The sequence below is a fragment of the Aureibacillus halotolerans genome (assembly GCF_004363045.1).
GTDB lineage: Bacteria > Bacillota > Bacilli > Bacillales > DSM-28697 > Aureibacillus > Aureibacillus halotolerans.
The window spans coordinates 97,115-122,263 of sequence record NZ_SNYJ01000010.1; the positions used below are offsets into that span (position 1 = coordinate 97,115).

At 45.8% G+C, this 25,149-nt stretch carries 25 protein-coding genes and 4 tRNA genes; 28 read left to right on the plus strand and 1 reads right to left on the minus strand.

Going from position 1 to position 25,149, the window contains the following annotated elements:
• Window positions 1-33 precede the first annotated feature (33 nt).
• The 10 genes from rnpA to EV213_RS12740 all read left to right on the plus strand — a co-directional run bounded on the left by rnpA (window position 34) and on the right by EV213_RS12740 (window position 10,517).
• Window positions 34-378, plus strand: coding sequence for a ribonuclease P protein component (gene rnpA / locus EV213_RS12695; protein ID WP_133580917.1), 345 nt, complete (start codon window positions 34-36; stop codon window positions 376-378).
• Between the two features lie 375 nt (window positions 379-753).
• The gene (gene spoIIIJ, locus EV213_RS12700) at window positions 754-1,494 is read left to right on the plus strand and encodes a YidC family membrane integrase SpoIIIJ (protein ID WP_133580972.1); all 741 of its coding nucleotides are present in this window, start codon (window positions 754-756) and stop codon (window positions 1,492-1,494) included.
• Window positions 1,491-2,210 (plus strand): RNA-binding cell elongation regulator Jag/EloR, encoded by a 720-nt coding sequence (jag, locus tag EV213_RS12705; RefSeq protein ID WP_133580918.1) that lies wholly within the window; start codon window positions 1,491-1,493, stop codon window positions 2,208-2,210. The genes spoIIIJ and jag overlap by 4 nt, the downstream gene beginning before the upstream one ends.
• Window positions 2,211-2,398: 188 nt before the next feature.
• Complete coding sequence (mnmE, locus tag EV213_RS12710) at window positions 2,399-3,778, plus strand: tRNA uridine-5-carboxymethylaminomethyl(34) synthesis GTPase MnmE (protein WP_133580919.1); 1,380 nt, start codon at window positions 2,399-2,401, stop codon at window positions 3,776-3,778.
• A 35-nt stretch (window positions 3,779-3,813) separates the two neighbouring features.
• Window positions 3,814-5,703 carry a tRNA uridine-5-carboxymethylaminomethyl(34) synthesis enzyme MnmG gene (gene mnmG / locus EV213_RS12715; RefSeq protein WP_133580920.1) on the plus strand — a complete coding sequence of 630 codons (1,890 nt, stop codon included), beginning with the start codon at window positions 3,814-3,816 and terminating at the stop codon, window positions 5,701-5,703.
• An 18-nt stretch (window positions 5,704-5,721) separates the two neighbouring features.
• Window positions 5,722-6,438, plus strand: coding sequence for a 16S rRNA (guanine(527)-N(7))-methyltransferase RsmG (gene rsmG, locus EV213_RS12720; protein WP_133580921.1), 717 nt, complete (start codon window positions 5,722-5,724; stop codon window positions 6,436-6,438).
• 63 nt (window positions 6,439-6,501) lie between these two features.
• Window positions 6,502-7,359 (plus strand): nucleoid occlusion protein, encoded by an 858-nt coding sequence (gene noc / locus EV213_RS12725; RefSeq protein ID WP_133580922.1) that lies wholly within the window; start codon window positions 6,502-6,504, stop codon window positions 7,357-7,359.
• A gap of 195 nt (window positions 7,360-7,554) precedes the next feature.
• Window positions 7,555-8,316, plus strand: a complete 762-nt coding sequence (locus EV213_RS12730) for a ParA family protein (RefSeq protein WP_133580923.1) — start codon at window positions 7,555-7,557, stop codon at window positions 8,314-8,316.
• Entirely contained in the window at window positions 8,309-9,154 is an 846-nt protein-coding gene (locus tag EV213_RS12735; RefSeq protein WP_133580924.1) for a ParB/RepB/Spo0J family partition protein, read from the plus strand. The genes EV213_RS12730 and EV213_RS12735 overlap by 8 nt, the downstream gene beginning before the upstream one ends.
• 142 nt (window positions 9,155-9,296) lie before the next feature.
• Window positions 9,297-10,517: an aminotransferase class V-fold PLP-dependent enzyme gene (locus EV213_RS12740; RefSeq protein ID WP_166639301.1), complete on the plus strand. Its 1,221-nt coding sequence runs from the start codon at window positions 9,297-9,299 to the stop codon at window positions 10,515-10,517.
• Here EV213_RS12740 and yyaC read toward each other — a convergent pair.
• Entirely contained in the window at window positions 10,505-11,194 is a 690-nt protein-coding gene (gene yyaC / locus EV213_RS12745; RefSeq protein ID WP_133580926.1) for a spore protease YyaC, read from the minus strand. The two genes, EV213_RS12740 and yyaC, sit on opposite strands and share 13 nt — an antisense overlap.
• Window positions 11,195-11,296: 102 nt before the next feature.
• Here yyaC and EV213_RS12750 point away from each other — a divergent pair, with 102 nt between their 5' ends.
• From EV213_RS12750 to EV213_RS12835, 18 genes are all read left to right on the plus strand, one after another.
• Entirely contained in the window at window positions 11,297-12,313 is a 1,017-nt protein-coding gene (locus tag EV213_RS12750) for a YkvI family membrane protein (RefSeq protein ID WP_133580927.1), read from the plus strand.
• A gap of 123 nt (window positions 12,314-12,436) precedes the next feature.
• Window positions 12,437-12,646, plus strand: coding sequence for a DUF951 domain-containing protein (locus tag EV213_RS12755; protein WP_133580928.1), 210 nt, complete (start codon window positions 12,437-12,439; stop codon window positions 12,644-12,646).
• 82 nt (window positions 12,647-12,728) lie between these two features.
• Window positions 12,729-13,829, plus strand: coding sequence for a redox-regulated ATPase YchF (ychF, locus tag EV213_RS12760; protein WP_133580929.1), 1,101 nt, complete (start codon window positions 12,729-12,731; stop codon window positions 13,827-13,829).
• A 121-nt stretch (window positions 13,830-13,950) separates the two neighbouring features.
• Complete coding sequence (gene rpsF / locus EV213_RS12765; protein WP_133580930.1) at window positions 13,951-14,238, plus strand: 30S ribosomal protein S6; 288 nt, start codon at window positions 13,951-13,953, stop codon at window positions 14,236-14,238.
• 18 nt (window positions 14,239-14,256) lie between these two features.
• Window positions 14,257-14,793, plus strand: coding sequence for a single-stranded DNA-binding protein (gene ssb / locus EV213_RS12770; protein WP_133580931.1), 537 nt, complete (start codon window positions 14,257-14,259; stop codon window positions 14,791-14,793).
• Window positions 14,794-14,819: 26 nt separating this feature from the next.
• Window positions 14,820-15,047, plus strand: a complete 228-nt coding sequence (gene rpsR / locus EV213_RS12775; RefSeq protein ID WP_133580932.1) for a 30S ribosomal protein S18 — start codon at window positions 14,820-14,822, stop codon at window positions 15,045-15,047.
• A 185-nt stretch (window positions 15,048-15,232) separates the two neighbouring features.
• Window positions 15,233-16,168 (plus strand): DUF2232 domain-containing protein, encoded by a 936-nt coding sequence (locus EV213_RS12780; protein WP_133580933.1) that lies wholly within the window; start codon window positions 15,233-15,235, stop codon window positions 16,166-16,168.
• A 21-nt stretch (window positions 16,169-16,189) separates the two neighbouring features.
• Window positions 16,190-18,163, plus strand: coding sequence for a DHH family phosphoesterase (locus EV213_RS12785; protein ID WP_133580934.1), 1,974 nt, complete (start codon window positions 16,190-16,192; stop codon window positions 18,161-18,163).
• The gene (rplI, locus tag EV213_RS12790; protein WP_133580935.1) at window positions 18,160-18,606 is read left to right on the plus strand and encodes a 50S ribosomal protein L9; all 447 of its coding nucleotides are present in this window, start codon (window positions 18,160-18,162) and stop codon (window positions 18,604-18,606) included. The genes EV213_RS12785 and rplI overlap by 4 nt, the downstream gene beginning before the upstream one ends.
• Before the next feature lie 93 nt (window positions 18,607-18,699).
• Window positions 18,700-20,067: a replicative DNA helicase gene (gene dnaB / locus EV213_RS12795; protein WP_133580936.1), complete on the plus strand. Its 1,368-nt coding sequence runs from the start codon at window positions 18,700-18,702 to the stop codon at window positions 20,065-20,067.
• 298 nt (window positions 20,068-20,365) lie between these two features.
• Entirely contained in the window at window positions 20,366-21,658 is a 1,293-nt protein-coding gene (locus tag EV213_RS12800) for an adenylosuccinate synthase (protein ID WP_133580937.1), read from the plus strand.
• A 126-nt stretch (window positions 21,659-21,784) separates the two neighbouring features.
• Window positions 21,785-21,857 (plus strand) — tRNA-Lys (locus tag EV213_RS12805).
• Between the two features lie 12 nt (window positions 21,858-21,869).
• Window positions 21,870-21,946: transfer RNA gene (locus tag EV213_RS12810), tRNA-Met, on the plus strand.
• A gap of 267 nt (window positions 21,947-22,213) precedes the next feature.
• Window positions 22,214-22,289 (plus strand) — tRNA-Asp (locus tag EV213_RS12815).
• A gap of 22 nt (window positions 22,290-22,311) precedes the next feature.
• Window positions 22,312-22,384, plus strand: a tRNA-Phe gene (locus EV213_RS12820).
• 757 nt (window positions 22,385-23,141) lie between these two features.
• Window positions 23,142-23,636, plus strand: coding sequence for a hypothetical protein (locus EV213_RS20985; protein ID WP_208112756.1), 495 nt, complete (start codon window positions 23,142-23,144; stop codon window positions 23,634-23,636).
• Window positions 23,633-24,424, plus strand: coding sequence for a hypothetical protein (locus tag EV213_RS12830; protein WP_133580939.1), 792 nt, complete (start codon window positions 23,633-23,635; stop codon window positions 24,422-24,424). The genes EV213_RS20985 and EV213_RS12830 overlap by 4 nt, the downstream gene beginning before the upstream one ends.
• Window positions 24,417-25,136: a hypothetical protein gene (locus tag EV213_RS12835; protein ID WP_133580940.1), complete on the plus strand. Its 720-nt coding sequence runs from the start codon at window positions 24,417-24,419 to the stop codon at window positions 25,134-25,136. The genes EV213_RS12830 and EV213_RS12835 overlap by 8 nt, the downstream gene beginning before the upstream one ends.
• The last annotated feature ends 13 nt before the right edge of the window (window positions 25,137-25,149 follow it).

The following is a 25,149-nucleotide window of genomic DNA, read 5'->3' on the forward strand; positions in this document are numbered from 1 at the left end:
GAAGCAAGTATTGGACGGGTTGGTGAATGTAAGTTGGAGAATAAACACCGATTAAAGAAAAACAAAGATTTTCAGAGCGTGTTTAAGGATGGTCGATCCACCGCCAATCGCCAGCTCGTCGTCTATGTGAAGGATAAACCCGGACAAGCCGATTTTCGTGTAGGCTTTTCCGTTTCTAAAAAAATCGGAACCGCTGTCAAACGGAACTACATTAAACGCTGCTTAAAAGAAGCCATTCGTCATCTCGATAAGGATCTCGGCGAAAAGGACCTTATCGTGATTGCACGGAAGCCTGTTTGTAGCATGGATTGTGCCGAAATTGACAAGAGTTTACGTCATGTTCTAAAAAAAGCAGGATTTTCACGGGAGAAAAGCTAAACTATCCCTACAATCATATGAATAAAGAGCCTAAAATAGACAAAGCCACAAAAACAACTTCAGAATATTGTTATCATCGGTTCTTAAAAGAACTTGTCTACTATTATCAATTAACGAGCACCGGACAAGGCAAAGCAACGAAAAAAGCGAGCGTTTCTCATAAGCCGTAGGCGCAATGAAAACGCTTGTCTTTCGAGGCGCACAGCCTTGGGAGGCGCGGAGTTGCCACAAGGGCAATGAGCACCGGACAAGGCAAAGCAACGAAGAAAGCGAGCGTTTCTCATAAGCCTGATTTGACAACCTATGAATGGTTAGGAGGATGCATTTTTGAAGAAACACAACCGCTGGGGCGTATCAGCGCTTCTGATCGGCGTCATGCTCGTACTTTCGGGTTGTACCGAAATTAACCAGCCCATAAACGCTGATAGTCAGGGAATTTGGAATGAGTATTTCGTTTATCCACTATCCTGGCTTATCACGGAAATAGCAGTATTCTTTAGTGAGAACTATGGATTAGCGATTATCCTCGTCACACTACTGATTCGACTTGTTTTGTTGCCATTGTTTATTAAGCAAACGAGAAGCTCCAAAGCAATGCAGGAGATTCAGCCTGAGCTGAAGGAATTGAGAGAGAAATACAAATCAAAGGATCAAAAAACACAGCAGCAGCTTCAACAGGAAACGATGAAGTTGTTCCAAGAACGGAAAGTAAATCCGTTAGCTGGGTGTTTACCAGTCGTCATTCAGATGCCAATTTTGCTCGCGTTTTATCACGCGATTATGCGGACAGGCGAGATTGAAAATCATAATTTCCTTTGGTTTGATCTCGGCGCTTCTGATCCATATTTTATATTGCCGATTATCGCAGGTGTGACCACATTCCTTCAGCAGAAGCTAATGATGGCAGGCGCCGCACAGCAAAACCCGCAAATGGTTATGCTCATGTGGATTATGCCGATTATGATCGTTGTGTTCGCTATTTATTTCCCGGCCGCACTTGCTTTGTACTGGGTAACAGGGAACATCTTCATGATCATCCAAACGTATTTCGTTAAAGGACCAAGCAAAAAGAATAAAGATGAAGAGCCTGCGAAGGCAGGAGGCGCGAAAAAGTGAGCAAAAAGGTCACGGTGAAAGATCAAACCGTTGATGTTGCAGTCGCATCTGCATTAAAACAGCTTGAAGCCACCCGAGACCAAGTGCACATCGACGTCATTCAGGAAGAACGTAAAGGTTTTCTAGGCTTTTTCTCACGCCAGGCCATTGTTGCCGTTTCACTTAAGGACGAGCAGCCATCCGAGGATCTCATCCAAGAGGCAGAGCCAGCGAACGAGTTTGAAGTCGATAAGGACGAGCATGTGGATCCTATTATGGCAACGCAAGAATACTTGCAAACGATCATCGATGAGATGGGAATTGAAGCTACGGTAGGGGTTGAATCCAAGAAAGATCGTGATGTATGGTTTGATATCCACGGTGAGCAGTTGGCGATGGTGATTGGGAAGCGCGGTCAAACGCTAAATGCGCTCCAGCAGCTTGCACAGCTTGTCATTAATCAAGTGACAAAGAAATATTACGTCGTCATGGTTGATGCAGAAGGCTATCGAGGCAGGCGGAAGGAAACATTGGAGCAACTTGCCATTCGCATGGCGTATAAAGCGAAAACGAGTGGTACGCCTGTGCAGCTTGAACCGATGCCGTCCTTCGAACGAAAAATCATCCATCATATCCTGCAGCGCTATAAGGGTGTTAATACAGAGTCGCGTGGCAATGAACCTCACCGTCATGTTCGAATTACACCGAGAACGAATGCATCCGTGCCAAACAAGTAACGTATAAAATGCAAAACCGTCCACCGTATGGGCGGTTTTTTTGTGTGGTTTTCCGCCAACGGGCAGCTAGCGTTTTGCGTGCCCTTCACTTGCGATGGGGCTTGTGGATAAGTTAAACTAACGGTATACTTGTAAATTGTGCGTTATCCACAGTGGATAACTCTGAACGGTATAAGGAGGTGGGAGACGTGGAGAATGAGACAATTGCAGCCATATCCACACCAATGGGCGAAGGGGCCATTGGCATTGTCAGACTTAGTGGACCGAAAGCAATTTCGATTGCAGATACTGTGTATCGAGGTGCAACCCCTCTAGCGTCGGTTGCTAGTCATACAATTCATTACGGCAAAATCATTGACGCCAAAACAGAACAGCGACTGGAAGAAGTCATGGTGTCCGTAATGAAGGCACCAAAAACGTTTACGAAAGAGGATGTTGTCGAGGTTAATTGCCATGGTGGCGTTGTTTCCATTCAACGAATCCTGCAGCTATTATTGAGACAAGGAGCACGACTTGCAGAGCCTGGTGAGTTTACAAAACGAGCTTTTCTTAATGGTCGAATCGACTTATCTCAGGCTGAAGCGGTCATGGATCTGATACGTGCGAAAACCGATCAGGCGATGACAAGTGCGATGCATCAAGTGGAAGGGCGACTAGCCAACGCGATTGAGACATTGCGTCAGCAAGTGCTTGAAGCGTTGGCGCAGGTCGAGGTGAACATCGACTATCCGGAGTATGATGATGTCGAGGAAATGACACAGCAAACGCTTGTGACCTATGCGTCTCAAGTGCGTACGTCCATTGATGCCCTGTTAACGACAGCCTCACAAGGCAAAATTTTAAGAGAAGGTTTGCACACCGCAATCATTGGTCGTCCAAATGTGGGCAAGTCCTCGCTATTGAATAGCCTTGCCCATGATACTCGTGCCATTGTCACGGAAGTTCCAGGCACCACACGTGACGTCATCGAGGAATATGTCAATGTACGCGGGGTTCCACTCAAGCTCATTGATACAGCGGGAATTCGTGAAACGGAGGACATTGTTGAACGTATTGGTGTCGAACGGTCTCGAAAGGTTTTGCAGGAAGCAGAGCTCATTTTGCTTGTGATTAATCAAAACGAACCGCTTACTGATGAAGAAGAACGATTGTTTGAAGCAACCAAAGAGTTCAATGTGATCGTGATTTTAAATAAAACGGACTTGCCCATAAATGCGGACCGTGAGAGAATCGAGCTACTGGCTAAAGGACGCCCGATTGTCGCAACCTCACTTTTAAACGAGGAAGGTTTGGAAGCATTGGAGCAGGCGATCGCCTCTCTCTTTTTTGAGAGTGGGGTAGAGAGCGGTGATTCGACTTATGTGTCGAATTCCCGTCATATCGCACTGCTTCATGAGGCTCGGCAAGCAGTTGAGGATGTCATTCAAGGCGTAGAGAGTGGAATGCCCGTGGACATCGTGCAAATTGATATGCAAAAGGCATGGGAGCTACTGGGAGAAATCACAGGCGATACAGTCGGTGAATCGCTTATTGATCAGTTGTTTTCTCAATTTTGCCTTGGAAAATAAACGAGAAATGACGATAAATAAAGGAGGACGTTGACATGTCATATGAAGGCGGACATTATGATGTCATTGTGATAGGCGCTGGCCACGCAGGCGTGGAAGCAGGGCTAGCCGCTGCAAGAATGGGCGCCAAAACACTGATGCTAACCTTAAATCTCGATATGGTCGCATTTATGCCGTGCAATCCTTCGATTGGTGGACCGGCAAAGGGGATTGTTGTTCGGGAAATTGATGCCCTTGGCGGAGAAATGGCGAAAACGATTGATAAAACGTATATTCAAATGCGAATGCTCAACACACGTAAAGGACCTGCTGTAAGGGCGTTGCGTGCACAAGCAGATAAGTTTAGCTATCAGCATGAAATGAAAAAAACACTCGAAAATGAGCCAAACTTAACGTTGCGGCAAGGCATGGTTGAGGAGCTGTTGATTGAGGACGGGGAATGCAAAGGGGTTCTGACACAAACGGGTGCCACCTACACCGCTTCGTCCACCGTGATTACGACTGGAACGTTTTTGCGCGGTGAAATTATTCTTGGGTCACTAAAATATTCGAGTGGACCAAACAATCAGCAACCGTCCATCAAGCTGTCTGAGCATCTGGAGCGTCTTGGGTTTGATCTCGTCAGATTTAAAACAGGGACGCCACCAAGAGTCAATGGGCACACCATTGATTATTCCAAAACGGAAGAACAGCCGGGGGACGAAGAGTTACGAGCATTTTCTTACGATACGGTAGACTTCATTACCAATCAGATTCCATGCTGGCTCACCTACACGTCGGAAAGAACGCATCAAATCATTGACGAAAACTTACATCTTTCGCCAATGTATTCTGGTATGATTAAAGGGACAGGTCCGAGGTATTGTCCGTCAATTGAAGACAAAATTGTTCGGTTTAACGACAAGCCACGGCATCAAATTTTCCTTGAGCCTGAAGGACGTAATACAAACGAGGTTTATGTACAGGGGCTTTCTACAAGCTTGCCAGAGCATGTCCAACGTGACATGCTGAAGACAATTGGCGGGTTGGAAAACGTGGAAATGATGCGCCCAGGATATGCCATTGAGTACGATGCGATTGTGCCTACTCAATTGTGGCCGACGCTTGAAACGAAAAAAATTGCCTGTTTGTTTACAGCTGGTCAAATCAATGGCACATCAGGCTATGAGGAAGCCGCTGGACAAGGCATTATGGCAGGAATTAACGCGGGTCGGAAGGCTTTAGGACGTGACCCTGTTATTCTCGATCGTGCACAGGCCTACATTGGCGTTTTGATTGACGATCTTGTCACAAAAGGAACGAATGAGCCTTACCGTTTGCTGACATCAAGAGCTGAATATCGCTTGCTGCTTCGTCATGACAATGCCGATTTGCGTTTAACGGAGTTAGGGTATGAGCTCGGCATGATTTCTGACGAGCGGTATGAAGGATTTACGCAAAAAAGAGAAGCGGTCGAACGCGAGAAAAAACGATTGTATCAACGTATCCTTAAGCCTACCGAAGAGCTTCAGGAGCTCGTTCAAACATTGGGCGGCAGCCCTTTGAAGGATGGCGTTCGGGCGTCAGATTTTCTAAAGCGTCCGGAAGTTCACTACGCGCATATCGAAGCAGTAGCACCCGCTGAAGAGCCTGTACTAGCCGATGTCGCGGAACAGGTTGAGATTCAAATTAAATATGAAGGTTATATTGAGAAATCAATGCAACAAGTTGAAAAAATGAAAAAGATGGACCTGAAAAAGGTTCCTTTGGATATTGACTATGCGGCCATTAAAGGGCTAGCGAATGAAGCAAAGCAAAAGCTCCAAGAGGTACGACCGTTGTCTGTTGGTCAGGCATCCCGCATTTCAGGCGTTAACCCAGCAGACGTATCGATTTTGCTCGTCTATCTCGAGCAAGGTCGTATCGCAAAGGTGTCCAATCAGTAGTAAAGAAAGGGTCATCACATGACAGGCGAAACTTTTGAACGGCTGGTCGGAGAGATGGGCATCCGCCTTACCTCCGAACAGCTGCAGCAATTCCAACACTATTATGCCATTCTTGTTGAATGGAATGAGGTCATGAACTTGACATCCATCACTGAAGAGGGTGAGGTGTACGAGAAGCATTTCTATGATTCGTTAACGCCAACTCAATTCATTGATTTCTCCAAGGTGACTTCCATTTGTGATGTCGGCTCAGGCGCAGGTTTTCCTGGCATCCCATTAAAAATATGTTTCCCGCATCTGCAATTAACGATTGTAGATTCATTGCAAAAACGCATTGGATTTCTAAACCATCTATCGGTACAGCTTGGGTTGAACAATGTGGCGCTCTATCATGATAGAGCTGAGTTTTTCGGACGAAAAGAAGGCATTCGAGAGTCGTTTGATGTCGTCACATCACGAGCTGTCGCTCGCATGTCGGTGCTTTCCGAGTTTTGTCTTCCTCTTGTGAAAAAAGGAGGCACGTTTATGGCTTTAAAAGGATCTCGAGCGAACGATGAGCTCACTGAAGGCCAGGCGGCTATTCACCTTCTTGGTGGTGAGTTAGAGGACATCCACACGCTTGAACTGCCAATAGAGAAAAGTGTTCGAACCATTGTGACCGTCAAGAAAAAGCGTCTGACGCCAAAAAAATATCCCAGAAAAGCTGGCCTTCCCAACAGATCTCCGTTATCGTAAGCGTTTCACGTGAAACATGGGACAGGAAGTAAGATGGGGGAGTTTTTACGAGGTGGTGAGGAAATGAAGCATCCGTTTTCTCGTTTGTTTGGAATTGGGGACAAGCCGCCCCATGAGGAAGCGCAGGAAGAAGAGCAGGCAAATGAAGAAGTCAGGCAGATCCCTGTCGAAAGTATAGTTCCTAATCAATTTCAGCCTCGAACGGTGTTTATTGATGAGAAAATTATTGAGCTAGCGCAAACGATTCATACCCATGGCATCATTCAGCCGATTGTCGTTCGTCCAATGGCCGATGACCGCTTTGAAATCATTGCAGGTGAACGTCGTTGGAGAGCTGTCTCAAAGCTCGGCTGGACAGAGGTCCCGGCTATTGTGAAAACGTTTGATGACAAGCAGACGGCTTCTGTGGCATTAATTGAGAACCTCCAACGAGAGGAATTGACGGTCATCGAGGAAGCACGAGCCTATCAACGTCTTCTTGAGCTTCATGAATTAACACAGGAAGCACTGGCTCAGCGCCTTGGAAAAGGGCAGTCAACCATTGCGAATAAGTTAAGGCTTTTAAAGTTGCCTTCATCCATTCAAGAGGCGCTATTGGCGAAAGAAATTACAGAACGTCACGCCCGTGCAATGATTGGCTTGAAAAATGAAGAGAATCAGCTCAAGCTGCTCCAAGAGATCATCGAAAAGCAGTTAAACGTCAAGCAGACTGAAGAGTGGATTCAACGATTACGCGAACAGACAGAGAAAAAAGCCGCGCCAAAGCCGAAAAGAAAAGCCTATAGCCGTGATATGCGCTTGGCGATGAACACCATTCGTCAATCATTGGACATGGTCACTGAAAATGGGCTTGACATTGATACAGACGAAGAAGAATTTGAGGAATACTATCAGTTTATTATCAAGATTCCAAAGAAGTAACTAGTGCCCATCCATTTCTACGGATGGGTTTTTTGTTTTGTGCTCGTCTTTCGTAAATTGACATGAGAAAGTTATATTAGATTCGGGTAAGAACATGATAGAATAGAAGAAAGAGATTGAAAAACGCCTCGAAACAGACACACAGGCCGGATGCTGTCGAGGATTGTAGCAAGTGAAGGTAGGTGACCACACGCTGTGGCAAAAATTATGGCTGTCGCCAATCAAAAAGGCGGCGTTGGCAAGACAACCACCTCTGTTAACTTGAGTGCCTGTTTAGCCTATGCTGGCAAAAAGGTGCTTCTTGTTGATATCGATCCACAAGGCAATGCGACGAGCGGCGCAGGTGTGGACAAGGCGGATGTTGATCAGTGCATTTACGATGTATTAGCGGATGACGTTGAAACGCATCTTGTAATACAGTCCTCAAGTGTAGAAAATCTTGATGTCATTCCTGCCACGATTCAGTTGGCTGGTGCAGAAATTGAACTTGTTCCAACGATTTCACGAGAAGTACGTTTGAAGCGTGCATTGGATCAAATTAGTAGCCGTTATGATTACATTATTATTGATTGTCCACCTTCATTAGGGCTTCTTACTATTAATGCCTTGACGGCTTCAGAGTCCGTCATTATTCCTGTTCAATGTGAATATTACGCGCTTGAAGGGCTGAGCCAATTGCTCAATACAGTGCGACTTGTGCAAAAGCATCTGAATAAGTCCTTAATGATTGAAGGCGTATTGCTGACAATGCTCGATGCTCGGACGAACTTAGGTATTCAAGTCATTGATGAAGTCAAAAAATATTTTCAGGAAAAAGTGTACCAAACGATTATTCCACGCAATGTACGCCTGGGCGAGGCGCCCAGTCATGGGAAACCCATCATTATTTATGATCCGAAATCAAGAGGAGCCGATGTATACTTAGATTTTGCGAAGGAAGTGATGGCCAATGGCTAGAGGTTTAGGCAAAGGAATCGGTGCTTTTTTTCCAGAGGCACAGCCTGGTGAAGAGGATTCGGTGCAACAGCTAGCTATGACAGCTTTACGCCCTAATCCTTACCAGCCCCGCAAGCATTTTGATAAACAGGCACTACACGAATTGGCTGAGTCGATTAAAACACACGGCGTCCTACAACCCATCATTGTTCGTAAAAGCATCAAGGGCTACGATATTGTGGCGGGAGAGCGTCGATTTAGAGCAAGCCAAGAGGCAGGCGTTTCGGACATTCCAGCGATCGTCAGAGAGATGACCGATCAGCAGATGATGGAGCTGGCATTGCTTGAGAACTTGCAACGGGAAGACCTTTCGCCCATTGAGGAAGCAAGCGCCTACCAAAAATTGATGGAGGAGCTGTCGCTCACTCAGGAGCAGCTAGCTGCCCGTTTAGGCAAAAGTAGGCCCCATATTGCGAACCACTTGCGCTTATTGACGCTACCAACTTATGCAAGAGAGCTGATTGAACAGAAAAAGCTAAGCATGGGTCACGGTCGAGCGTTGCTTGGTTTGAAAAACAAGCGAAAGCTAAAGCCTTTGATTACAAAGGTGGAAAAGGATCAGATCAATGTGCGTCAGCTAGAGCAGCTTATTCAAAAAATGAATCAGCAAGGACAGCGTGATGCAAAAAAACCAGCGCCACAAACTGCGTATATCAAGGAACGTGAAGGGTATTTGCGCGAGAGGTTTGGCACGGCGGTACACATCTCACAAAATCAGAAAAAAGGCAAAATCGAAATTGAGTTTTACTCGAATGAGGATCTGCAGCGTATTCTAGAGATGTTACACGAAGAGTCTTAATCTATTTATCTCCCGGAGCCACAGCAGGGAGATTTTTTTCATCTGAAAGACGTCATTATGTACGGGGCAAATAACAAAAGTGTCCGAAAATGAAGTGGAAGTGCCCGAAATAAGGGAAGAAGTGTCCGAAAAAGAGGCGAAAGTGTCCGAAATAAGGGACCAAGTGCCCGAAAAGTCATTAGAAAGAAAAGAGGTCGATTTTATGATTTATCTTGATCACGCAGCAACATCATTTCCGAAGCCCCCAGCTGTCATTGAAGCTGTGACGGATGCATTGACCAATACGGCAGCCAATCCTGGCAGAGGGAGCTATGCACTTGCGCGTCAAGCGGATACGGTGGTTGATCGCACGCGCCAAGCCGTGAAAACCTTTTTTTCCATGCCGCCGAGTGGGCATGTGCTCTTTTTTCCGCATGCGACCGGCGCTTTGAACCAAGTCATTAAAGGCTTCCCCTTCGAACCAGGGGACCATGTCATTACGACGTCTCTTGAACACAATGCGGTGCGGCGACCGCTTGGTTTTCTGGAAGCAGACGGCATGATTTCGGTATCGAAAGTGCCATGGCAGGAAACAACGGATGCTATTTTGGAAAAGGTGGAAGACGCATTGCGCTTGCACACAAAAATGCTCATCGTTACGCACGGCTCCAATGTGACGGGGGATATTTGGCCGATTCAAGCCCTTGGTGAGCTTGCGGAGGCACACGGCATCTGCTTTGTCGTCGATGCTTCACAAACGGCGGGGTTTCTATCAATTAACATGGAAACGGCGGGGATGGATTTTCTTGTCGCCCCAGGACACAAAGGACTGCTCGGTCCGCAGGGGACAGGTATTCTGCTCGCCAAAAGTGATGCGTATGACCTTCTGCCCCAGCAGCATGGAGGAACTGGGGATTCCTCTGAATCAATGGGATTACCTCAGGAATGGCCGGGGCGTTTTGAGAGTGGGACAATGAATGTCGCAGGTATTGCCGGGCTATACGCGGGATTGAAGGTGCTTCAAGAGCACGGATTGGATGAACTTCAACGGGAGAAGCAAACGTTGACGACCCAATGTGTTGAAGGCTTACGAGCGATGAACCATGTCACGGTGTACGGGCATCGATCAGAACAAATCGCTTTACCAGTCGTTTTGTTTTCGATTGCTGATGTTGACGCGCAAGAAGCCGCAATGATTCTTGACCAATCGTATGAGATTGCTGTTCGAGCAGGGCTCCATTGTGCACCAGATGCGCATAAGTGGGCAAAGACGCCCGCAGGCGGTGGCCTACGGGCGAGTTTTGGATGGTCCACGTCAAAAGACGATATTGAGGCGCTATTGAAGGCTGTGTCTGACATAATTCAAGCGTATCATGGTGCTTGATAGGGGTCCTTCGCTTGCGACGACTCAAGAGTAGCAGCACTTGACACTCGATACGCCGCCTTCATACTTTCCCTTAAAAGCTTTGAATTGTTCTCAGAAGGCGCTTGTTCAAGCAGCCATTGATCCCACATGGCCATGCCCGCTGAAATTAATTGGGCGAGGGACATCACGGTATGAAGGCGTGTGTTTTGCAGGACAAAAAACTCCATAAAACCACTGACATTCACAATGCCATTGATGTGCACGTCCCCAACCTCTGGAAGCTGCTTCTGCACGCCTGCCCCAGGCTTTAATGCCCCTTCTCCAACCGCCGCAAAACCTACAGATTGTATTTTTCCAAGACACGCATCGACCGCCACGACAAAAGGCTTGTGATGGGTTTCATGAATCTGTGTAAGCCTTTCTTCGAGATTGACGGCATGAACAGGATCGCCAAGCGTCCCATACACATGAAGCACTTCGGGGGCCTTGTCTAGAAGCAACGAACCTGACAATGGTCCTAAGGAATCCCCAGTGGAGCGATCTGTACCGATAAACACGATAACAATATCCTGAGAAGGTAAAGGCTGAGCGAGGCGTTGAAGCAGCATAGCTAGCTTTTGTGGGCCTTCCTCGTCTTCGTAATGCACATAATTGCTTTTGCCTCGTTTTGTGAAAAATTTCGTCCGTAGATTCATAGAAATTCCTCCTGCAAAATAATAGTAACAGTATACGGCGGATTCGTTGGTTCTATACGCATGGACATGCCGCCATAGTTAATTGCCGAGGAGGAACCATATATGTGGCGGGCTGGCTTTAAGTGGATATATTTAATTTTAGGTACCATTATCGGGGCAGGATATGCGTCTGGAAGGGAAATTTGGCAATTTTTTGGTGAAGGCAGTTCACTCGCCATTGCACTGTTCACAGTGTTGTTTGCCATTTGCTGTTACGTCATTATGTCGATCAGCAGGCGTCTGAAAACGGAGCATTATTTGCTTGTTCTTCAAGAAGTGGTTGGTCTTCGTTTGGCAAAGGTCTACGACGTTGTCATTGTCATTTACCTGTTTATGACGACATTTATAATGTTGGCGGGTGGTGGCGCGACGCTTGAATCCTTTGATATCCCATACGTGATTGGTGTAGCGATCATCTGCATTGCCGTTGTCGTTCTCTTTTTTTGGGGGACGGAAGGCATGCTCTCCGCCAATACCTTTATTTTGCCGATTTTAGTGACAAGCCTCGTGGTCATTTTATTTCTTTTCTTGTACCAACAAGAAGGACCTTTGCAAATGGATGTGCTCAATCAAAGCAATTGGCCAGCGTCATTAACCTTTACGGCGTTAAATCTCTTGTCGCTCACGGCTGTCCTGTCAGCGGTCGGTCATCAGATGAAAACAAGGGGCGAGTTGGCCATCGCCAGTGTAGGTAGTGCAGCGGTTCTTGGTGGGTTAACTTTGCTGTACAATACGTCATTGTCCAAAGTTGCTCATGAACTCGTTTTTTATGAAATCCCATTGTTTGCGATTTTGAAAAACTATCCGTGGGTCATGATTGTTATGATGTCGCTTTTGCTCTGGTTCGCCATTTATACGACCGCCTTAGCTTGCATATTCGGGTTAGTGTCGAGACTGAAAAAGCGAATTCGTTTGTCGATGTGGCAACTTGCACTCTTATTTGTTCTGCTGATGCTCCCATTTACAGGCTTTGGTTTTGGCCCGTTAATCGACGTTCTTTATCCTATTTATGGGTTAATCAATTTGTATTTGTTTTCTGCCTTACTCCTATACCCTATTACCCGCAAATTCGCGCAATGAATCGTTTCTCTGTTTGAAAGAGCAATGTTTTTTGATGGACACGCCTTGCGTGCAACGCTTTGTATGCCATATGATACGAATAGGAGTTTCAAAAGGTTGCAAAAGGACGCTGGAGGGCTGGGCATGGAACAAAAAACGTTTGGTCTCTATGATGTAGTTGAAATGAAAAAGCCCCATCCATGTGGGGAAAATCGTTGGCAGATTATTCGAATGGGGATGGATATTCGCTGCAAGTGTCAAGGATGTGGACAAAGTGTGCTGTTTCCACGGAAAGAATTTTCCAAAAAAATGAAAAAAATGCTCGAACGCCATGAACCGACAGAAGAAGACTAGCGATTCGTCTTGTCATTCCTGCGGAGTCTCTCTATAATTGGAAGGGACAACGTGTGCGTTTATGAATTGAGGAGTGAAGTACATGGCATTAACGACAGGTATCGTCGGTCTGCCGAACGTCGGCAAATCGACTCTTTTTAATGCAATTACACAAGCTGGAGCGGAATCGGCCAACTATCCATTTTGTACGATTGATCCCAATGTGGGGATTGTGGAAGTACCCGATCATCGATTGAACAAATTAACCGAGCTCGTCAAACCGAAAAAGACTGTGCCAACCGCATTTGAATTTACAGACATCGCTGGTATTGTAAAAGGCGCGAGCAAAGGCGAAGGACTTGGCAATCAATTTTTGTCTCATATTCGCCAAGTGGATGCGATTTCGCATGTCGTCCGTTGCTTTGAGGATGATAATATTACGCATGTGTCTGGGCAAGTCGATCCAATTGACGACATCGAAACGATTAATCTTGAGCTTATTTTGGCAGACCTTGAAAGTGTGGAAAAGCGTCTGACCCGTGTAGCGAAGCTGGCAAAGCAAAAGGATAAAACAGCTGTCATTGAGCATGATGTGCTCGTTCGCTTGAAAGAAGCTTTTGAAGCTGAGCAACCTGCAAGGTCCCTTGAATTTTCAAAGGAGGAGGCGCCAATTGTTAAAGGCCTCCATCTATTAACGAGCAAGCCAGTGCTTTATGTTGCTAATGTGAGCGAGGAAGAAGTCGCTGATGCGTCAAACAATGCCCTTGTGAAAAAAGTGCAGGATTTTGCTAGTCAGGAACAAGCTGAAGTCATTGTTGTCTGTGCAAAAGTCGAGTCGGAAATCGCTGAGCTTGATGGTGAGGAAAAGGCGATGTTCTTAGACGAGCTTGGCATTGAGGAGTCAGGACTAGATCAGCTCATTCGTGCGGCGTATGGTTTGCTTGGGCTCGGTACGTATTTTACTGCCGGTGAGCAAGAAGTGCGTGCATGGACATTCCGAAGCGGGATTAAAGCACCTCAAGCAGCTGGTATTATCCATACGGATTTTGAGCGAGGCTTTATCCGGGCAGAAACCGTTTCATATGAGGACCTTGTCGATGCAGAATCGATGGGTGTGGCTCGTGAGCGTGGAAAGGTTCGTCTAGAAGGAAAAGAATACATTGTTCAGGACGGCGATGTGATTCATTTCCGTTTTAATGTGTAGAAAACACTTGAAAAAGAGTAAGACCATTGATATAATTATAAGCTGTGAGTAATGAATATACTTGCTCCTTGCTCCTGGCATCGTTCTAGGAGCCGCTTAGTCCAAAGGGAGGTGACTGATAATGCGTAACTACGAAATCATGTACATCCTTCGTCCAGACTTGGATGAAGAAGCTCAAAAAAGCGTGAACACTTACTTTCAAGAGGTGTTGACAAACAACGGTGCGACAATCAATGAAACCAAGGTTTGGGGAAAACGCCGCCTTGCTTATGAGATTGATGACTATCGTGAAGGTGTTTATATGATTGTAAAGGCAAACTGTGAAACAGTAGCGATCAATGAGTTCGACCGCCTTTCAAAAATCAACGACAACATCCTTCGTCATATGGCGATTCGCGAAGAAGAATAAAAACAAGGAGTGGTCTGGATGTTGAATCGTGTCGTACTCGTTGGTCGATTGACTCGTGATCCTGAGCTCAGATACACACCAAATGGTCAAGCTGTCGCCAATTTTACATTGGCCGTCGACCGACCATTTACGAATCAGCAAGGAACGCGTGAAGCTGATTTCTTAAACTGTGTCGTGTGGCGACGTCAGGCAGAAAATGTAGCAAACTTCCTGAAAAAAGGCAGTCTTGCTGGTGTAGATGGCCGGATCCAGTCAAGAAGCTATGATAACCAAGAAGGACGACGCGTCTACATTACTGAAGTTGTCGCGGAAAGCGTCCAATTTTTGGAGCCGAAAAGCGCCAAAACTGGCGGTGAAAACCAAGGGCAAGGGAATCAGTATGGTGGCGGATATGGAGATGATCCTTATGCATCCTCTGCACCTCCGCAAAACCAAGGTTCATCCTATGGTGGCGGCAACAATCAGGGACGGTCGAACCAAAATCAGCGGCAGGACGATCCATTTGCCGATGAAGGTCAGCCGATTGACATTTCAGACGATGACTTGCCGTTTTAATCCAATATGGAAAGGTGGGGAACATCATGGCTAGACGTGGACGCGCAAAGCGTAAAAAGGTGTGTTATTTTACAGCGAACGGTATTAAACACATTGATTATAAAGAAGTAGACCTTCTTAAACGGTTCGTGTCAGAACGTGGAAAAATTCTTCCACGTCGTGTAACGGGAACTTCTGCAAAATATCAGCGTAAATTAACAGCTGCTATTAAACGAGCTAGACAAATGGCATTATTGCCATATGTCAGTGAGTAACTTATAGAACAGTTATAAAAAGACACAGCAGACGCTGTGTCTTTTTTTCAAAAAGGTAGGACGGTTTTGTCTGTTGGCTATGCTTCGGTGGAAAAACGTTAGATGCTAAGAAGCAATGGTGGTTGAAACCTGTTGAGTTTGCCCATAAAATAAAGAGAGCTGTTTAATGGTATTGAGGTGAAAAATTGACGATATCAAACGTTGTTAAAGAAGGATTTCTTCTGTTTTTGCTTTACTTTGCCCTACTGTTGATTGGCGTCAACAGCCCGTTCTTTGCTCTCATCTGGATGCTTCTCCCCTTGCCATTTGCTGTTCACGCATCAAGGCACGGTGTAAAAGCTGGCGGTGCCCTAGGTCTCATTGCGATTGTCGCAAGTAGTCTTGTGTATGTGTATGTCGGATTGTTTGCCATCCCTGCCGTGGTTCTTGGCGTTGGCATTGGCCATTGGGTCATGAGCAAAAAGAGCCCGTTTTTCATCTGGGCTTACAGTGCTCTGATTTATGTCGCTATGTCTATAGCAACGGTATTGACCTTAACATTTGTTTTTCAAATGGATGTCAATGCGCTCTATGAAGCCAATATGGAACAAACCCTTGCCATGTCTCAGCAAACGTTCCAATCGCTTGGAGATGATTTTGCTCAGGAGCAAGCGGACGTTTTGCGAGCCGGATTTGAAGAGATGAGACAATTGATGCCCACCTTAGTGGCAGGCTCGTGTGCCATGCTCGGTTGGTTGACGACAATCCTTACGCTGTCTGTGCTCAAGACCACATCGCCTGAAAAGCCTAGAGCTTGGGAGCCCTTTCGTAACTGGCAGTTTCCTAAAGGGTACGCGATCTTTTATATTATCGTGTCGCTGCTAACGATGTTTATTAACGACGACAGCGCCTTTTCCGTCATGTTGTTGAATATATTTGCTGTATTGCTCGTATTGATGGCGATACAGGGATTTTCGTTTATTTTTTATTTCTGCCGCGTGAAAGGGTACTCGAAAGCCATTCCTATTATCGTGACGATCGTGTCGCTGTTGTTCTCGTTTATCACACTTTTCCTGATTCGTTTTATTGGCGTTTTTGATTTGATTTTTCAGCTTCGCAGCCGATTGAAATCAGGAAAGTAATTAAAAAAAGGAGGACCTTGCATGCCGAACTTTGACGCCCGAAAGAAATATCCACCGCAGATGCTTGTACTACTTGCCTTAGGGCTCATTGCTGGTCTCCTGCTTGTATGGCATGAGCCGGTCACAGGCATCGTGTGTTTACTCCTTTGGGCGGGAGCGGCGGTGTTTGCGTTTATTGCAGAGAATCGTCAGCAAAAACAATTAACCACATACGTGTCCAATCTCTCTCACCGTGTGAAAAAGGTGGGAGGCGAGGTGTTGCAAGAGCTTCCACTCGGAATTCTCTTGTTTAATGAGCGTTATGAAATTGATTGGGCAAACCAGCACCTGGCTTCGTTTCTGAAAAAGGAAAGCTTGCCAGGCCTGTCCTTAAATGACATTTCTCCTGCGTTGATTCCGTTACTTAAAGAGGAGGCGTCGATTGAGACGGTCACGTTACACGGTCGTACGTTTCGCATCTACTTTAAATCGGATGAACGACTCCTGTATTTCTTTGATATTACAGAGCAGCACGAGCTAGAAAAGCAGTTCAAGGATGAACAAATTGCGTTTGGGCTAATTTACCTCGACAACTATGAGGAAGTCACTCAGGGCATGGACGATCAATTAAAAAGCAACATTAATAGCCAGGTAACCTCAGCGATGAATCAATGGGCCATTGATCACGGCATTTACTTGAAGAAGGTGGCCGCTGATCGTTTCTTTGCCGTTTTGAATCGCCGCATCTTGAGAACTTTGGAAAAAGAAAAGTTTACAATTCTCGACGACATACGCCATTTGACGTCTAAGCAAAACATCCCTCTCACGCTATCGATTGCCGTTGGGAGTGGTGAAGCCCCATACCCTGAGCTTGGGTTTCTGGCCCAATCGAGCCTTGATCTTGCACTCGGGCGTGGCGGCGATCAAGTCGCTATTAAGCAAACCAACGGAAAAGTACGTTTTTACGGAGGCAAAACCAACCCGATCGAAAAACGTACAAGGGTACGTGCGCGCGTCATTTCGCATGCGTTACGGGAGCTTGTGTTATCCAGTGACCAAGTGTTTATTATGGGGCATCGATACCCCGATATGGATGCAGTCGGCGCGTCTCTCGGTGTGCTGAAAATCGCTCAAGCGAATGATAAAAAAGGGCGCATCGTGCTAAATCCAAATGAATTGGACACCGGCGTCCGCCGCCTCATGGCAGAGGTGAAGGAAAATGATCGCCTTTGGCAGCACTTCATCACGCCGGAGCAGGCGATGGAAGCTGTGACACGTAACACGTTGCTTGTGATTGTTGATACAAATAAGCCGTCCATGGTCATTGATGAAAGGCTCATCAGCAAAACCGATCATGTGGTTGTTATTGATCACCATCGTCGCGGTGAGGATTTTATTAATGATGCTGTGCTCGTGTATATGGAGCCTTATGCCTCCTCGACGGCAGAGTTGGTCACCGAATTGCTTGAGTATCAGCCAAAAGGACTTGAGGTCAGTATGCTTGAGGCGACGGCATTGCTTGCAGGCATTATCGTAGATACAAAAAGCTTTACGCTACGAACCGGTGCGCGGACGTTTGATGCGGCATCCTACCTGCGTTCCAAAGGGGCAGATACTGTGCTCGTTCAAAAGTTTCTCAAGGAAGACATTGATCACTTTGTGCAACGGGCACAGCTGATCTCTAATGCGGACATTTACCGTGACGGCATCGCCATTGCGCGAGGCGACATGGAAGAGGGCGTTGATCAAGTGCTCATCGCTCAAGCAGCAGACACATTGCTGGCGATGAATGAAGTGACGGCGTCGTTTGTGATTTGCCGACGAGAAGATGGTAAAATAAGCGTTAGTGCAAGATCTCTCGGAGACATCAATGTGCAGTTGATCATGGAATCGCTCGGGGGAGGCGGTCATTTATCGAATGCAGCCGCTCAATTTGAGGGGGGCACGGTGGATGAAGCCATTGCCCGACTCCGAAAGGTCATTGATGAATATCTTGAAGGGGGAGACGAAGAATGAAGGTTATCTTTACACAGGACGTGAAAGGAAAAGGAACGAAAGGCGAGACAAAAAACGTTTCTGATGGCTATGCTAGAAATTTCCTTTTGAAAAATGGGTATGCAGTAGAAGCAACGACTGCTAACATGAAATCATTGCAGCAGCAAAAGAAAAAAATACAAGAACTAGAAAACGAAGAGCTTGAAGATGCGAAAGCATTGAAGGATGAGGTTGAAAAGCTTGAAGTCTCCTTGCAGACGAAGGCAGGGGAAGGCGGTCGTTTGTTTGGTTCAATCACAAGCAAACAAATCGCTGATGAGTTGAAAAAAGCTCATAACCTCAAGGTGGATAAACGCAAAATTGAACTGGATCAGCCGATTCGTTCCTTAGGGTATACGAAGGTTCCAGTGAAGCTGCACCCGGACGTCACGGCAACACTGAAGGTGCATGTGAAAGAAGCGTAAGCCAACAACCACCCCCGCTCCTCATTAATGTGCAGCGGGGGTTTTTTTAGTAGAGCGAACGATATTGTTGTAAGAAAAAGGGGTGGAGAACAGATGAGTGACATGATGGAAGGGCGGCTGCCGCCGCAAAATACGGAAGCGGAGCAGGCAGTGCTCGGGGCTGTGTTTTTAGATCCAGCATCGATGACCACCGCCTCAGAGCTTGTCATGCCAGAGGATTTCTACAAAACGTCTCACCAGCGTATCTTTCATACGATGATGTCGCTAGCAGAAAAAAATGAGCCTGTCGATTTGGTTACTGTTACGTCAGAGCTCGCCGACCACAAAATACTAGAGGAAATCGGCGGCGTTTCCTATTTAACACAGCTCGCTGACTCCGCCCCAACCGCAGCGAACATTGAGTATTACGCGCGTATCGTCGAGGAGAAATCGATCCTGCGTCGATTGATTCGTACAGCCACCGACATTGCAGAGGATGGCTACTCACGAGACGATGAAGTGCAAAACGTTCTTTCCAATGCTGAAAAAAACATCATGGCGATTTCGCAACGAAAAAACTCTGGGAACTTCAAGGAAATTAAAGACGTCCTAGTGGATACGTATGACAACATTGAAATGCTTCATAATCGGCAAGGTGACATTACAGGCATTGCCTCCGGCTTTTCGGAATTGGATCGCATGACAGCCGGTTTTCAACGCAATGACTTGATTATTGTAGCTGCCCGCCCATCCGTAGGTAAGACAGCATTTGCCTTGAACATCGCTCAAAATGTCGCCATTCATGCGAATGAAAATGTCGCGATTTTTAGCTTGGAGATGGGCGCCGAACAGCTCGTCATGCGGATGCTCTGTGCGGAGGGCAACATTGACGCCCAGCGGCTCAGAACGGGCAAACTAACGTCTGATGACTGGCAAAAGCTGACGATGGCGATGGGCAGCCTCTCTAACGCAGGCATTTACATCGATGATACGCCGGGGATAAGAGTCAATGACATACGTGCTAAATGCCGCCGTCTAAAGATGGAGCATGGCATTGGTATGATCTTGATTGACTACCTACAGCTCATTGCGGGCTCCTCACGAAATGGCGGCGAAAACCGCCAGCAAGAGGTTTCCGAGATTTCACGTTCTTTAAAAGCACTCGCCCGTGAGCTTGAAGTTCCTGTTATTGCGCTATCACAGCTCTCCCGTGGTGTTGAATCACGCCAGGACAAACGTCCAATGATGTCTGACATTCGGGAATCCGGGAGTATTGAGCAGGATGCCGATATCGTCTCGTTTTTGTATCGGGACGATTACTATGATAAAGAATCCGAAAGCCAAAACATTATTGAGATTATTATCGCCAAACAACGGAACGGCCCTGTAGGTACTGTTGAGCTTGCGTTTGTGAAGGAATACAATAAGTTCGTTAACCTAGAGACACGGCATAATGAACATGACATGCCGCCTGGTGCATGATCATATCGTCGTGGGTTAAGTTGAAAAGGAGGTCAGTGCCTCACTCTGGCCAACTTGGTGAACATATTAGCGCAACGCGAAAACAAAGCGTTGCGTTTTGTTTTGCTCAAGGGTTTAAATGAATGGTAGCCGTTCTTCTCAATAGACGAACATAAAATGGAATTGATGTTATAATCGTTCGTCTTCTCATTGACTTTCCCTGTGGTTACTGATACAATCATCTACGGTTACATGTGAAAATGCGTACTTTTAAACATAGCAAAGAACGAAATTGCGAAAATTAGCGGAGGTGCTTTTCATGTCATCAGTCGTGGTCGTAGGAACACAGTGGGGCGATGAAGGCAAAGGGAAAATCACAGACTATTTGTCAGAGAATGCGGAGCTTGTGGCTCGTTATCAAGGTGGTAACAACGCAGGGCATACGATCGTATTTGATGGCAATAAATACAAGCTTCATTTGATTCCTTCTGGCATTTTTTACGCAGATAAAACGTGCGTCCTCGGAAACGGTATGGTTATCGATCCGAAAGCACTTGTTGAAGAATTAGACTACTTAAAAGGCCACAACGTGTCCGTGGAAAAACTACGGATCAGCAATCGTGCCCATGTCATTTTGCCTTACCACTTAAAGCTTGATGAGCTTGAGGAAGAACAAAAGGGCGCCAATAAAATTGGGACGACGAAAAAAGGCATTGGTCCGGCATATATGGACAAAGCGGCACGGATCGGCATCCGCATCGCAGACTTACTAGACAAGGACGAGTTCCGCAAAAAGCTGGAGCAAAACCTTGCTCATAAAAATCGCTTATTTGAGAAAATGTATGAAACGAGCGGCTTTACACTTGATGAGATCCTTGATGAGTATTATGCGTATGGACAACAGTTCGCCCATTTTGTGACGGACACATCTGTTGTGTTGAACAAGGGTCTTGACGAAGGTCGACGCGTACTGTTCGAAGGGGCACAAGGGGTCATGCTCGATATCGATCAGGGCACCTACCCATTTGTGACGTCATCCAATCCAATTGCTGGCGGTGTCACCATCGGTTCTGGTGTGGGTCCGTCAAAAATTCAACACGTGGTTGGTGTTTCAAAGGCATACACCACTCGTGTGGGAGACGGTCCGTTTCCAACAGAATTAACGGATGAGATTGGTGATCAAATTCGTGAAACAGGTAATGAGTATGGCACTACAACGGGTAGACCACGCCGTGTCGGCTGGTTTGATTCGGTTGTCGTGCGCCACGCACGTCGAGTGAGCGGCATTACGGACCTGTCTTTGAATTCGATTGACGTCCTCACAGGCATCGAAACACTAAAAATCTGTACGTCTTACACGTACCAAGGCAAAGTGATGGAAGAATTTCCAGCAAGCCTGAACGTGCTGGCGCAATGCGAGCCTGTGTACGAAGAGTTGCCAGGGTGGACGGAAGATATTACAGGCTGCCGTTCGTTAAATGAGCTGCCATTGAATGCGCGCCATTACATTGAGCGTATTTCTCAGTTGACAGGTATTCCGTTGTCGATCTTTTCTGTAGGACCAGATCGCAACCAAACCAACACGGTACGAAGCGTTTACGCGATGCCATAAAGGGGAAGACTATAGTCAGGAAGGGAAAACATCCAATAAATTTTCCCTTCCTTCCCCCTTTTTTATAAAAAAAGCTTGCATGTTCCCTCTCGTTTATGATAATATTATTATTGTCGTTGTTGAGAGGAGCCATTAGCTCAGCCGGTAGAGCATCTGACTTTTAATCAGAGGGTCGGAGGTTCGAATCCTCCATGGCTCATATAAAAATCGTCGCGGGGTGGAGCAGTCTGGTAGCTCGTCGGGCTCATAACCCGAAGGTCGAAGGTTCAAATCCTTCCCCCGCAACCAAAATAATTGACGCATCTACATCGAGCAACATCCCTGATAAGTCAATACTGTAGTACTCGTAGAGTGCAACCAATTTAAAATTGACGCATCTGCGTTGAAACACTTCTTCGCCAAGTCAATGTTGTAGTACTTGAAGAGTGCAATTAAATCAAGTTTGCACCACTACGTTGATCATCATCTTGACAAGTCAACATTAGCAATATGTGCACTATTTCTTTACATACATAAACGTTTGAGGATACGCAAAATTCTTACAATTTTATACAAGGTCCCGTGGTGTAGCGGTTAACATGCCTGCCTGTCACGCAGGAGATCGCCGGTTCGATCCCGGTCGGGACCGCCATTTTATTTTTTTTTGCGTATATGGCTCGATAGCTCAGTCGGTAGAGCAGAGGACTGAAAATCCTCGTGTCGGCGGTTCGATTCCGTCTCGAGCCACTTTTTTACCTAACTAGACCTTTGAGGGTCTTTTTTTATTTGTCTGAAAGCAAAGATCGTTGAAGGGTAGATAGCCTAAGTTTTCTATGCTTTTCTTCCTCTGGTGAGATTGTGAGATGATATCTCTTTTCGAGACCTATATAGGTCTTTTTTTATGTGCATTGAAGTGAATATGATAACTGAAGCACATAAGTACAAACTAAAGAAAATACACGAGTTGGTCTTTCTTGTTTTTTCGTAATTTTTAAAAATCCATAACGAAAATAAAGAAAAATTTCCCATGATAAACTATAATTGTCTTAATAACGTCTACATAAGCACTAGGGTCTTTAATGAACGATTTCTTTCTTCTTCTATTCTCTCAACAAGAAATTACGTTATTGACTATTTCAAAATGAGAAATAGTCGGTCCCTGTCGTTAATGATGAAGAAAGGAGTTGGTTTTATGTCCTATCGTCATTCCGTAGTAAAGGAACTAAAAGAATCGTTACATCGAAAACGCATCCTTTTTATAGTATTCGCGTTTTGTTTATTCTATCTATTTTACGCAAGCCAGAAAGCAAGCTATTCCTTTACTAATTCACTAAGCCTTTTTACGTTTTTTTTAGAGAATTTACTGCCCATGACGTTCCCATTGCTTGCTGTATTTATCTATTTGGGGAAGTTTTCTGCGGAACTCAACCATCGCTTTATTTTTTACACTAGAACTCGAATGGCCTTGGGAAAAACGATCATATCGAAGTTCTTGGTGAATTTTATGCTAACGTTCGCTGTTTTTTTTCTGTATGTGTTTATCACCTTTCTTTATGCCTTTTATATTGATCCTTTCTTTGGACTTACGGAATATTTTAATCCAGATATGACTGTTGCAGAAATGGAAAAAGACAGATTAGAACGCCATACCTTTACGCAGTTGCTTGTTTACGGTGATTTTATTTACGGGGTGCTTTACTCCACATGGGTCGGTGTCAACGCGGCGGTTTGGTCCAGTTTTGGGTTCCTGCTCCTTCTTGTTATGAACAGGTCCTATGTCGCTTTAACTATTCCTTACTTGGCGTATCTTGCGCAAGTGTTTTTTTTCGGAAACCCAACGCTGCAACCTTATCGATTCTCTTTTTCGGTTTTCCCTTACGGCTTTACTCAACAGGAAATTTGGACAGCTTTCATTCCTTTGGGGGCATTAGTTATCATCTGTCTTGCTCTCAGCTTATACGTGCGATTGAAATTCAGAACCTTGGATAATTTTCTATGAGGTTTTCACGGCATTGCTTTCGTTCATATAACGTCTGGATGTGGTTTTTCGTCGCTGTTGTCTTGTTGCTTTGTGCGTGGGATCAGCGAATGTTTGTGATGGACCTGGCGCAGTACAAAGGCCTTCATTCAAATCAATGGGATGTTTTAATGGCTTGTTTGGGAAGCCCGTTTTTAGTGCTTTATTTAATATCCCCCTTCTGGATTTTTCATTCCAGCCGGATGATACTACAGGACTGGGACCCGGTTGTATTGATTCGTTTTAAAAGCCCGATGCATTGGGTATGGTTTACGTTGGCTAAACGGATCGGCCAATTGATTGTATTTTATGTATTGCTGCTGCTTGCGGCTGTCGCCATGACTACAGGCATTCCTTGGGAAAGTGACTGGAGTGCGTTCACAAAAAGTCCGTCTGGTCACCTCATTGCTTATACGCAGCCTGTTTATGAAAGTGGGATCTCTCCTTGGCTTGGAGTTCTTTTGGAGATGGGTTTAGCGGGCGGATACCTGATCGTTATTCAACTCCTCTTGTATTCGCTATTTCTCTTATTTTCACACAAACGGTTGGTTTTGCTATTCGGGAGTGTTCTCATTTTCATCGGTGGTATTGTGTCCTACAAGATGGTGCCTGGCGACTTGCCCTTTGCAAAGGTAACGAGCTATTTTGTACTTTCGTATACTCTCCAGTCGTTCCCGGCAGTTTGGGTGCCGTTTGCGATGTATCTGCTTTTCTCGGTGGTTCTTCTTGGGTTTGCCTACCTGTATTTGAGGATGAAGCGTATTGAATAAAAACCTAGGGCGAATGAATCTTCCATTCATCGTTTATGTGTCGATCTGCCTTGTTGGGGCGGCGAACTTTGTGCTTTTTGGGGAGTCCGATACGATCATCGCCTCCCTTCATACGGCAATTAATGGTGTCTTCCCACAGGGCATTCTTGTGATGCGGTATTTGTTTTACATGATTGTTCATCTTGGACTGGTTTATCTATTCCTCCATTATTTTGAGCGGATTCAGTATGGTCAAATGTTTTATATCTTGATTCGTTCCAAGTCTTTTTTACATTGGTTCCTTCACCAGCTTGGAAACATCACCTTGCTGGGGCTGGTCTGGTTGGTCGCTTTAGCTTTGCTGTTTTATGTGGGGGGTCTCCTTCGGGGGCTGCCGCTTGGCGCTGGTGTTGAAGATGTGCCAACCACGATCATTCTGTATCATCACTTTATAAACGGACTGTTGCAATTTGTAAATTATGCCCTGATTGCCTTTATCGTTTTCTGGATTTGGAGAAGTGATGTCCTGTTGTTAGGGTCTTTCGCTGTCATGTTTTTGCTTGGTTTGCCAGCGATAAATACGCACCAATTCCTGCCGTTTGCCTTAAGTTCGATGGGGTATGTGACAAGTGCTTGGTTCGGTGTGTTCACGATTAGCGGTGTGTTAGTGGCTTTCATTATCATAGAAATCGTGTTTTTGATCCTTGTGTTCAAGAAAGCGAAGTCGATTTAGAAGGGAGTTTTTG